Annotated in this window: 7 protein-coding genes and 4 tRNA genes; all 11 read left to right on the top strand. The window is 47.3% G+C overall.

Annotated elements, in window-relative coordinates; translation table 11 throughout:
• Positions 1-10 precede the first annotated feature (10 nt).
• The 11 genes from ATH33_RS13060 to ATH33_RS13005 all read left to right on the top strand — a co-directional run bounded on the left by ATH33_RS13060 (position 11) and on the right by ATH33_RS13005 (position 11,453).
• Positions 11-95: transfer RNA gene (locus tag ATH33_RS13060), tRNA-Tyr, on the top strand.
• A gap of 16 nt (positions 96-111) precedes the next feature.
• Positions 112-186, top strand: a tRNA-Gln gene (locus ATH33_RS13055).
• 6 nt (positions 187-192) lie between these two features.
• A tRNA-Lys gene (locus tag ATH33_RS13050) sits at positions 193-268 on the top strand.
• 6 nt (positions 269-274) lie between these two features.
• A tRNA-Gly gene (locus tag ATH33_RS13045) sits at positions 275-349 on the top strand.
• 498 nt (positions 350-847) lie between these two features.
• The gene (rocF, locus tag ATH33_RS13040; RefSeq protein WP_037997359.1) at positions 848-1,750 is read left to right on the top strand and encodes an arginase; all 903 of its coding nucleotides are present in this window, start codon (positions 848-850) and stop codon (positions 1,748-1,750) included.
• 353 nt (positions 1,751-2,103) lie between these two features.
• Positions 2,104-2,934 (top strand): diadenylate cyclase CdaA, encoded by an 831-nt coding sequence (cdaA, locus tag ATH33_RS13035; RefSeq protein ID WP_037997361.1) that lies wholly within the window; start codon positions 2,104-2,106, stop codon positions 2,932-2,934.
• On the top strand, positions 2,927-4,132 hold the full coding sequence (locus tag ATH33_RS13030) for a CdaR family protein (protein ID WP_037997364.1): 1,206 nt from the start codon (positions 2,927-2,929) through the stop codon (positions 4,130-4,132). Before cdaA ends, ATH33_RS13030 begins: the two co-directional genes overlap by 8 nt.
• Positions 4,133-4,161: 29 nt before the next feature.
• A complete protein-coding gene (glmM, locus tag ATH33_RS13025; protein ID WP_037997366.1) occupies positions 4,162-5,502 on the top strand; it encodes a phosphoglucosamine mutase in 1,341 nt (446 codons plus the stop codon).
• A 644-nt stretch (positions 5,503-6,146) separates the two neighbouring features.
• Positions 6,147-7,973 (top strand): glutamine--fructose-6-phosphate transaminase (isomerizing), encoded by a 1,827-nt coding sequence (glmS, locus tag ATH33_RS13020; RefSeq protein ID WP_037997369.1) that lies wholly within the window; start codon positions 6,147-6,149, stop codon positions 7,971-7,973.
• A 644-nt stretch (positions 7,974-8,617) separates the two neighbouring features.
• Positions 8,618-10,186, top strand: a complete 1,569-nt coding sequence (locus tag ATH33_RS13010) for a Vga family ABC-F type ribosomal protection protein (protein WP_062843394.1) — start codon at positions 8,618-8,620, stop codon at positions 10,184-10,186.
• A 34-nt stretch (positions 10,187-10,220) separates the two neighbouring features.
• Entirely contained in the window at positions 10,221-11,453 is a 1,233-nt protein-coding gene (locus tag ATH33_RS13005) for an MFS transporter (protein WP_037997115.1), read from the top strand.
• Positions 11,454-11,491 lie beyond the last annotated feature (38 nt).

Raw genomic sequence — 11,491 nt, 5'->3', positions numbered from 1 at the left:
CACCATATATGGAGGGATACCAAAGTGGTCAACTGGGGCGGACTGTAAATCCGCTGGCTTTGCCTTCGTAGGTTCGAATCCTACTCCCTCCACCACATATATAACATACGCTGGGGAATAGCCAAGCGGTAAGGCAACGGACTTTGACTCCGTGATGCGCAGGTTCGAATCCTGCTTCCCCAGCCAGGTTGTGAGCCATTAGCTCAGTTGGTAGAGCACCTGACTTTTAATCAGGGTGTCGAAGGTTCGAGTCCTTCATGGCTCACCAATATATGCGGAAGTGGCTCAGGGGTAGAGCATCGCCTTGCCAAGGCGAGGGTCGCGGGTTCGAATCCCGTCTTCCGCTCCAGAGTAAAAACCTTCATTGTAAAATTATACAATGAAGGTTTTTTTGTTTTTTGGAATCCGGGCGTTTCTCTTTATGGGAACGATTCGCTCGCTACTCATCCGGCATTCTCACTTCCAAACGTCCACCACTTATTACGAAACAGCTTTGTTGCTATTTGGAACGTCCCTCCAAAGATGTATGCCGGTTTGGAGCCGCGAAGAATCATGAAAAAGAGAATATAAAAATGAATGAAACGTCTTTTTATGTGAACGGGACGAGGCATCCAAGATGAACCATGATCGCCGATCATGGTTGTTTTTTTGCTTTTGCTTGAGTTTGAGCATAGATTTATGTCCATTCGTTCACACTAAAATATATGGGAAATATGATTGTATAAAATATAAAAATTAATAATTATACAATACATTTATATTTGTTGCAATATTTTTTTGTTTCATTTTTAAGGGTGTGTTAAAATAGCGTTGTCGATGATATAGAACACAAAGGGGTTATGTTTAAATGAAGCAAAAATCCATAACATTGATCGGCATGCCGATGGATTTGGGCCAAGGACGTCGCGGTGTGGATATGGGCCCCAGTGCGATTCGTTATGCATCTGCACAGTCATTGTTGGAATCTTTGGGATATGATGTGGAAGATCTGGGCGATTTGTCCATTCCGACGCCCGAGTCCCGTCATCAGGGAGATCCGAAGTTGAAGTATTTAAATGAAGTTTGCCAAGCTTGTGAAAATTTGGCGGATGCTGTTTTTGATGTCATGAAACGAAAGCGTTTTCCTGTGGTTCTTGGAGGAGATCACAGTATTGCGATCGGAACTGTGGCCGGTGCGGCAAGGCATTTTGAAAAGATGGGCGTGATTTGGTATGACGCTCATGGAGACTTGAATACAGGGGAAACTTCGCCTTCAGGGAACATTCATGGAATGCCGCTTGCTGTCAGCCTTGGAATCGGACATCCTGAACTTGTCAATATCGGGGGTTTTGCACCAAAAGTGTCTCCTGAGAACGTGGTGATTATCGGGGCACGCTCGTTGGATCCGGGGGAGCGTGAATTGATCAAAGAATTGGGAATCAAAGTTTTTACAATGCATGAAATCGACCGCATTGGAATGGCCGGAGTGATGGAAGAAGCCATCCACATTGTATCGAATGGGACCGACGGGGTTCACTTGAGTCTTGATTTGGACGGACTTGACCCGAAAGATGCCCCAGGGGTCGGAACGCCTGTGCAAGGCGGTTTGACCTATCGTGAAAGCCATTTGGCCATGGAAATGTTGGCCGAAGCGGATATTTTAACTTCTGCCGAGTTTGTGGAGGTCAATCCCATTCTTGATCAGGGGAACCAGACTGCCAAAGTGGCTGTTGCGTTGATGGGGTCTGTTTTTGGGCAAAAAATTTTATGATATAGATTTTGCTTCAGATTGAAAGGAGCTGTGACCTGCCGGGTTGCAGCTTTTTTCGTGGCGTTTGGATTTATGAATACTGAGCATCGCATCGCCTGCCAATTTTTTGGAAAATGTCAAGGGAGTTTATAACGGCAGGGACGGAAAGTGCTGGAAGAATCTCTTTGATTTGGGTTGCCGTACAGGAAGTGTTATATTAATGGTGAAACGGAATGTGTAATCCGCCGCAAAGACCCGGGCAGCGGAGAAGACGGGATTTGAAAAAAACGGGATTCGGAACAATATTTTTGTCCGTTTACGAAAAAATAAAAAGAGATGAACTACCGAATGGATGGTTTAAATGGAGGGGCTTGATGCAGTCATTGGCTGAGGTAAAAAATTATCTGAGTGATGTTGTAGACATTTTGATTGTTAGTTATGTGATTTATCATTTGCTTAAATTGATGCGGGGAACCCGGGCTGTTCAATTATTAAAAGGGATCACCGTATTACTGGTCATATGGCTGATCAGTAATGAATTTGAACTGAAAACGTTGGAGTTTTTTATTGAAAATTTCTTTTCCGTGGGACTCATTGCTGTCATTGTGATTTTTCAGCCGGAGTTGCGAAGGGCGTTGGAACAACTGGGGCGAGGTTATTTTTTGGGGAGAAGCAGTCAGGTGGAAGACCAAATTGCAACCAAAATCGTCAGCGAAGTGACCAAAGCCGTTGTTCAACTCGCAAAACAGAAAATCGGCGCATTGATTGTGATCGAAAAAGATACCGGATTGTCTGATTACATTGAAACCGGAACTGTTCTGGAAGCCCGGTTGAGTGCGGAGTTGCTCAAAAATATTTTTATACCGAAAGCACCGCTTCACGACGGGGCGGTGATTATCCGGGGAGAATCCGTGATGGCGGCCGGGTGTTACCTGCCGCTCAGCGAAAATCCCTACATCAGCAAAGATCTGGGCACCAGGCACCGGGCGGGAATCGGATTAAGTGAAGTGACCGATGCTGTGGTTGTGATCGCATCCGAAGAAACCGGACAAATTTCTCTGGCTTACCAGGGCGAATTGGAGCGGAATCTGAGCGAGGACGAATTGGTGTCGCGTTTATACGAATTGCTGAAACCCCCGGAAAAGTTCTCAACCGTCTTCTGGATGCGTAAGGAAAAGGAAGAGGGGAAGGAGAAAGATGAATAAATGGCTGGAAAATGATTTGGTGTTGCGCATCGTTTCCTTATTGCTGGCCGTCATGTTGTGGCTGACCGTGACCGATCATTCCTTTTCTTCCTTTTCAGTCAAGGAAAGCATGACCATTCGGGATGTGACGGTTCAGGTAAAATACGACAAGGAACAATTTGAACTGACAGGGCATCCTCCCAAAGTGGAATTGCAGTTATATGGAGACAAGCGGTCATTGGAGAATGTCCCGGGAACTTACCGCTTGTTTGTGGATGCGAACGAAGTGGGGGAAGGGGAACACCGTCTTCCCGTGCAGATCGAAGGATTGCCCCTTGGCGTCAAAGGAAAAGTAAAGCCGGAACGGGTTTCTGTGACTTTAAAACAGAAAGTGCAGAAAGAAATGACGGTGCAAACGGATGTGATTGGCAACGTTCCGGACGGTTTACATATCAATAAACCGGTTGTCACCCCTCAACGGGTGTTGATCCGGGGAACCGAAAGCCGCTTGGACCAAGTCAAAGCGGTGAAGGCCGTTGTGTATTTGTCAGGACAAACCCAAACACTCAAGAAAGTTGTCCGGCTGCAGGCATATGGTGACAATGGACTGGTTCAACAAGTGGAGATTTCGCCAAGCGTCGTTACGGTGGAAGTGCCCATCAGCATTCCCCACAAGCAGGTTCCGCTTTCGATTGATGTGAAAGAGCCGCCGCCCGCGGGATACGCGGTGGAAAGCATACGGGCCAGCCAAGACCAAGTGACGGTCTACGGTTTTAATGAATATCTTGAAAACCTTCAATATTACATCGGCCCGGAGCTGGACTTGAGAAATGCCCGGAAAGATTTCAAACGGACCATGCCGGTTCCGATCCGGGAAGGCGCAATCAAAGTGGAGCCCAAGGAGATAGAGATTTATGTTAAAATGGTTTCTGCCAAGGAAAAGACGTTGGAAGATGTTCCGCTTACTGTGACGGGGCAGGAAGAGAAACAAAAAATTGATATTCTCTCACCCAACGGAGGAAACATGAATATCACTCTTTCAGGGGCACCGAAAAACTTGACGGGGCTCAATCAATCGGACATCAAAGCGGTCATTGATGTTTCAGGTTTGTCGGAAGGAATTCATGAAGTACCAATCCGGTTTATTTTGCCTGACTTTATCCAAGTTGCCGAACAGAACAATTTAAAGGCAAAGATCAGGATTCGTGATAGCGAATAATGGTTCTTGATGATTGAGGAGGAGAAAACATGGGTAAATATTTTGGAACCGATGGAGTACGGGGAGTAGCGAATCAAGGGTTAACACCTGAATTAGCCTTCCGCCTCGGACGTTACGGAGCCTATGTGCTGACCAAGGGAAAAAAGCGCCCGAAAATTGTTGTGGGAAGAGATACACGATTGTCAGGGGAAATGTTGGAATCCGCGCTCATCAGCGGAATGCTTTCCATCGGATGTGATGTTTTTCGGTTGGGTGTCATCACAACCCCCGGTGTCGCCTTTTTGACCCGTCATTTTGAAGCAGATGCCGGGGTGATGATTTCCGCATCCCATAACCCCTTTGAAGATAATGGAATCAAATTTTTTGGAGCCGATGGCTATAAATTGTCAGATGAAACGGAAGCAGAGATTGAAGCGTTATTGGATCGAGAAGATGACAACCTGCCTCGCCCCGTCGGGGAAGGAATCGGCCGTGTCACGGATCATCACGATGCGGCGCAAATCTATTTGGAACATTTGAAACAAACCATTGACACGGATTTGTGCGGAATGCATATTGTGGTGGATTGTGCCAACGGAGCCGCTTATGAGTTGGCACCGATGTTGCTGAGGGATCTGGGGGCGGATGTGACCACCATTTTTGCCCATCCCGACGGCATCAACATCAATGTGAATTGCGGCTCGACGCATCCGGAGCGTTTGCAGGAGGAAGTTTTAAAACAACAAGCGCACTTGGGGCTGGCTTTTGACGGTGATGCGGACCGGTTGATTGCCGTCGATGAAAAGGGAAATGTGGTGGATGGCGACCAAATCATGGCCATCTGCGGAGCCTATATGAAGGAAAACGGCACCTTAAAAGGAGATACCATTGTCACCACCGTGATGAGCAACATCGGTTTCTTTAAAGCGGCGGAGAAATTGGGAATTGCCACGGAACAAACCAAAGTGGGCGACCGTTATGTGATGGAGAAAATGAGAGAAGGCGGCTATAATCTCGGCGGTGAACAATCCGGCCACATTATTTTCCTGGATCACAACACAACCGGCGATGGCATGTTGACAGCGGTTCAACTCTTACGGGTGGTGAAGGAAAAAGGGCAAACTTTGTCGGATTTGACCCGGATTATGACCAAATACCCCCAATTGCTGACCAATGTCCCCGTGAAAAACAAAGAGGGCTGGGACCAGAACAGTGCGATTCGTTCTGCGGTTGAATCCGTGGAAAAAGCTTTGGGAAATGAAGGCCGGGTATTGGTGCGCCCTTCCGGTACCGAATCGTTGATCCGTGTGATGGCGGAAGGCCCGGACGAAGAGTTATTGAAGAAATATGTGAATCAAATTGCGGAAGAAGTCCGCAACCAATTGAATTAAAAAATAACCGTAAGAAGAAGCCCTGTTTCCCGTAGAAAGACAGAGGAACAGGGCTTATCCATTTTTCCGGTTTTTGGTTTGGATCTTTACGTTCATATTTTTTTCTTTTATATTTTGGAAAAATGTTATTTTTCATCATAAATAGCTGAAATCATTCTTTATAATAGAAGTAAGATGCGGATAAATCTTATTTTTAAATTTTGGCGGGATCATTTTTAACCCGGCACTTTACACAGAAAGCATCTTTGCATACCATAGTTACATGAGTGATTTTCCATTGGATAAAGCATCATTTTAAGGAGGTGATGAATGGAAGCAGGGGGAATCTCACGGATGCATCAAAAGTTTGCCGTAAAGCGCCTGGACTGCAGAGGAGACGTGGATCTGCAGTTGACGAGGAGGAGGAGTATCGAGTGATCGGCGGATACCTCCCGGCTTCGCATCAAAGCCGAGGAATCGCGACACAAAACAGCGGGGTGACCCGTTGTACAAAAGTTGCGATATGATGCTAAGAGAGGTCGGTTGGATACAAAAAATAGAAAAAAGAGAAAGCATGGAAATGATGATGAACGGGTCAAAGACAGACAGACTTTGGATACCCGTGGTTCGTCATTGTTTCTGCAAATTTCAGGGGGTATTCACATATGTGCGGAATTGTTGGATATATTGGCTCCAAAGAGGCTCAAAATCTGTTGCTTGAAGGTTTGAGCAAATTGGAATATCGCGGATATGATTCGGCCGGTCTGGCGGTTTACAACGGGGAAACGATTGGTGTGCAAAAAAACGAAGGACGGCTGACCAATCTCGAAGAAAAACTCCGTGCTAAATCCCTGCCGGGTACTTTGGGGATCGGACATACCCGGTGGGCGACACACGGGAAGCCTTCAGACCAAAACTCCCATCCCCATACGGACCAAACGGGTCGTTTTGCGGTGGTTCATAACGGGATTATCGAAAACTACATTGAATTGAAAGAAGAATTGATCGCCAAAGGATTTACCTTTGAATCCGAAACGGACTCGGAAGTGGTGGCCAAACTGCTGGCTGACATGTGGAACGGCGACTTGGTTTCCACTGTGCGGGACGTGGTGGCCCGCTTGGAAGGGGCCTATGCCTTGGGGATTATCAGCGAATTGGAACCGGATAAATTGGTGGCTGTTCGCCAGGCAAGCCCTCTGATTGTCGGGGTCGGCGAATCGGAAAACTTTATTGCTTCCGATATCCCGGCGATTTTGCAGCACACCCGCGATGTGTACATTTTGGAAGACGGGGAAATGGCTGTTCTGAAAGAAAACCAGGTGACCCTGATGAAAGTGGACGGGACGCCTGTGGAACGGGAAGTCATGAATGTCAAATGGGATATTGAAACAGCGGAAAAAGGCGGTTATGACCACTTCATGCTGAAGGAAATCCACGAACAACCCAAAGCGATCCGCGACACGTTGTCCGGTCGTCTGAAAGACGGAGAAGTGGATTTATCCAACGAAGTGAAGCTGACCAAGGAACAAATCCAAGAGATCGAAAAAATTCATTTCGTGGCTTGCGGCACGGCTTATCACGCCGGACTGGTCGGGAAATATGTGTTGGAAGATCTCGCACGGATTCCGGTGGAAGTGGATGTGGCGTCCGAATACCGGTATCGCAATCCGCTCATTACCGAAAAAACGCTGGTTGTCGTGATCAGCCAATCCGGGGAAACAGCAGATACACTGGCTGCCCTCAGGGAGGCGAAAAAGCACGGCGCGCGGGTTCTTGCCATTACGAACGTGGTTGGATCCAGCGTTTCCCGGGAAGCCGATGATGTGATCATCACCTGGGCCGGACCGGAAATCGCGGTGGCTTCCACCAAAGCCTATACTTCGCAATTGATTGCCATTTATATGCTGGGAGTTTATCTGGCTCAGGTTCGCGGTGGAAAAAGCCGCGAAGAACTGGCGGAAATTATCCGTCACTTGGAAGAATTGCCGGAAAAAGCAGAGCAGATACTCGGCCAAACCAAGGTGGTTGAACAATTTGCACGGGACATCGCCAGCCATGAACATCTCTTCTTCCTGGGACGCGGCTTGGATTATGCTGTTGCCTTGGAAGGTTCGCTTAAATTAAAAGAGATTTCCTACATTCATTCCGAAGCTTATGCGGCCGGTGAATTGAAACACGGCACCTTGGCTTTGATTGAAGAAAACATCCCGGTCATTGCGCTGGCCACCCAAAGCAGTGTCTACGAAAAGATGATCAGCAATATCCAGGAAGTCAAAGCACGTGGCGCTTATGTTCTCGGGTTTGCCGGGGAAGGAGACACGGAGATGATTAAATCCGTGGATGAAGTGATCCACATCCCGTCGACACTGGATCTTTTGGCTCCGGTATTGACGGTCATCCCGCTGCAATTGTTCGCCTACTATGCTTGCCTGGAGCGTGGCTTCGATGTGGATAAACCGCGGAATCTGGCAAAAAGCGTGACTGTGGAATAAAGAAAGGAAAATTGACGGAACGGAACCTGTTCGAACATCACCTCTTCGGTTGCCATCAACCGCAAGAGGTTATTTTTTTTATGTTCGGAGAGAAGGTTCAGGCAACTTGTCTTTTCCGCTTATAAATGATTGATTGTCAGTTTTTTCAGTGGATACGAGTGTCCATTCATGCGGAACTGGATATGGAAAGGATTCATCAAAATCTGGAGTACATCAGCAAAGGAGGGATTGAAAGATTAAAAAGGCACAGACGGAGCCAGAAGGAGAAAACCGGGCGGTTTTTGGGAAAACAGGATGCGAATTGCGTCTTATCATTTGACAAATCTTTTCTTTCTGGTTTATGATACTGATAAATATTATGTACGGAAGGGTGAACATCGGGACGATGAAGTGCTAATCCTATTTTTGAAAGCAGATGGATTGAAGGATTTTTTTTGGCAGAGAAGGAGTCTGCTTCTTTGTGCTGCCTTCAATGTGTCTTTTAAGAATAGGATTGGCATCACCCATTTTTATAAAAAGTGAATCCGGTGGTATGGATCTTTTGTCTGATGACGGTCTGTGCACCCGTGCCTTTTTTATGCCTCCTATTCTTAAAAAGATGGGAGGCTTTTTTCGTCTCCCAAAAACATAACGGTACGGAGATGATGCGGATGTTGCTGGAAGCGCGTGATTTGAAGCTGTATGTCAAAGACCGTTTGTTGTTTGACGTGAAAAGGTTATTCATTGATCACCGGGACCGGATCGGTTTGGTCGGCAAAAATGGCTGTGGAAAAACCACGTTGATCAAAACGTTGACCGGTCGGGCGGTTCCCGATCAAGGCCAAGTGATTACCCGTGCCACGGTTGAATTTTTGCCGCAGATCAAACGGCAGGATTCAACCAAAAGCGGCGGTGAGTTGGCCCGGGAATATCTTTTGCAAGCCTTGGGGAAGGAGCCGGAGATTTTGTTTTTGGATGAGCCGACCACACATTTGGACACCGGGCATATCGAATGGTTGGAAAAGAAGCTGAAAAACTGGCCGGGAGCTTTTGTGGTCGTTTCCCATGACAGGGTGTTCCTGGATACTCTTTGTACAACAATTTGGGAGATCGATGAAGGCAAGATCAAAACCTATAAAGGGAGTTATTCGGATTACGTCCGCCAAAAGGAGTTGGAAAGAGAACAACAGATCCAGGCATACGAAAAATATGCAAAAAAGAAAAGGCAGTTGGAAGAAGCGCTGCGAATGAAAGAACAAAAAGCACAGAGAGCGACCAAAACACCGAAAAAAACAAACCGGTCCGAAGCGAAGATGGCCAAACCCTACTTTGCCAAAAAACAAAAGAAACTGGAGAAAGCCAAAAAAGCCATGGAAACCCGTCTGGAAAAATTGGAGAAGGTGGAAAAGCCGAGAGAAATCAAGCCGGTCAAGTTGAGTTTGCCCCACCAGGAAGCTATGAAGGGGAGAGTGGTGATCCGGGTGCAAGATGTTTCCGGAACGGCGGGAAACAAGCTTTTGTGGAAGCCGGCTCGTTTTGATGTGCGCGGAGGGGAGAAACTGGCCGTCACCGGACCGAATGGTGCCGGAAAAACCACGCTGATCCGAAAGATCATCCGCCAGGATGAGGGAATCACAGTTTCGCCGTCTGTGAAAATCGGTTATTTCAGCCAGAATCTCAATATTCTTGATCTGAAAGAATCGATTTTGGAAAATGTCCGTTCCACCTCCAAGCAGGATGAAACGTTGATACGCACTGTCCTGGCCCGGTTGCATTTCCGGAGGGACGATGTTTATAAAAAAGTGGAGGTGTTAAGTGGCGGGGAACGGGTCAAAGTGGCATTGGCCAAAGTATTTGTCAGTGACATTAACACCCTCGTTTTGGACGAACCGACGAACTTCCTGGATATTGAAGCGGTGGAAGCTTTGGAATCCCTTCTTCAAGAGTACGAAGGCACGGTCATCTTTGTCACTCACGACCGGCGTTTTGTGCAAAAGCTGGCAACCCGGATCCTGGAGATCAAAAACCGGGAAATTCGTTTTTTAGACCGTCTTGATGAAGAGAAACGGCAGCCTGGGCGGCAAAAAGAAAAGGATGCCGGGGAGGACCGGCGGCTGTTGATTGAGACCAAAATATCCGAGGTGCTCAGCCGGTTGAGCGTGGAGCCATCTGAAGAGCTGGAAAAGGAATTTCAAAGGCTGTTGGCAGAAAAAAAGAAATTGGAAACAGATTAAAACGTTCAGCGACAAGAAAAAGGTGTGAAACCGAATGAATTTCATCCATGAAGAGAGGAAAGAACATTGGAAACGGGAGATTTTCCTTTTTTTAACCAGCCAGACGATTTCCCTGTTGGGCTCGTCGCTCGTGCAATATGCCATTATGTGGTATATCACCTTGGATACCCGATCCGGTGTGATGATGACCATCTATATTCTTTGCGGTTTTGTCCCCACTTTTCTTCTCTCGCCGGTTGCCGGGGTGTGGGCAGACCGTTTCAACCGCAAAATGCTGATCATCGGGTCGGATGCAATGATTGCCATGGCCACGTTGGTCCTCGCCATTCTTTTTCTTGCGGGATACGATGCGATATGGCTGCTTTTTGCCATCTCGGCTGTCCGCGCAATTGGGACCGGATTCCAAACTCCCACCATTGGCGCGGTTTTGCCGCAAATGGTTCCGAAGGATCAACTGACGAAAGTGAATGGAATCAACGGAAGCCTTCAATCATTGATTATGTTGGTTTCCCCCATGGTGAGTGCGGCACTCATCACCATGGCCTCCATTGAAGCGGTTTTCTTTGTGGATGTTCTCACGGCCGCCGTTGCTGTTTTCATCATGATGGCATGGGTTCACATTCCGGTTCACGAAAAGGCGTCCGAAAAACAGAAAACCACTTATTACAGTGATGTCACCGAAGGCATCGCGTATATTAAAAAACATGCTTTTTTAAAGAGCTTCTTTTTGTTCTTCGCTGTTTTTTTTGTATTGATTGCACCGGCTTCGTTTTTAACCCCTTTGCAGGTGACCCGGAGCTTTGGGGATGATGTGTGGCGGTTGACGGCCATTGAAATCACCTTTTCCGTCGGGATGATGGCAGGGGGAGGGTTGATCGCCTTGTGGGGAGGCTTTGGCAATAAAGTCCATACGATGGCTCTCTCCGGCTTTATCATGGGGGTTTGCACATTGGCGCTGGGATTGGTTCCCGACTTTTGGATTTACTTGTTGGTCATGGCCTTATTCGGGGTGGCCATGCCCTTTTTCAATACACCGACGACGGTCTTGTTGCAAGAAAAGATTGAAGAAAATTATACAGGAAGGGTATTTGGGGTATTCAGCATGATCTCCACTTCCATGATGCCGGTGGGGATGCTTGTATTCGGGCCGGTTGCCGATTGGATCGAAATTGAATGGATTTTGGCCGGCACGGGTTTGTTGATGTGCATGCTTGCCATGTTTTTGGGAAGGAACAAAGTGCTGTTGAAAGCAGGAAAACCAGCTTGATTTCATCTTGGATCCAACCCCCTTGAAGGGGAACGCGG

The sequence above is a fragment of the Thermoactinomyces vulgaris genome (assembly GCF_003688725.1).
Lineage (GTDB): Bacteria > Bacillota > Bacilli > Thermoactinomycetales > Thermoactinomycetaceae > Thermoactinomyces > Thermoactinomyces vulgaris.
Note: the sequence above shows the minus strand (reverse complement) of the source record. Positions and strands in the feature narration are given on the sequence as shown.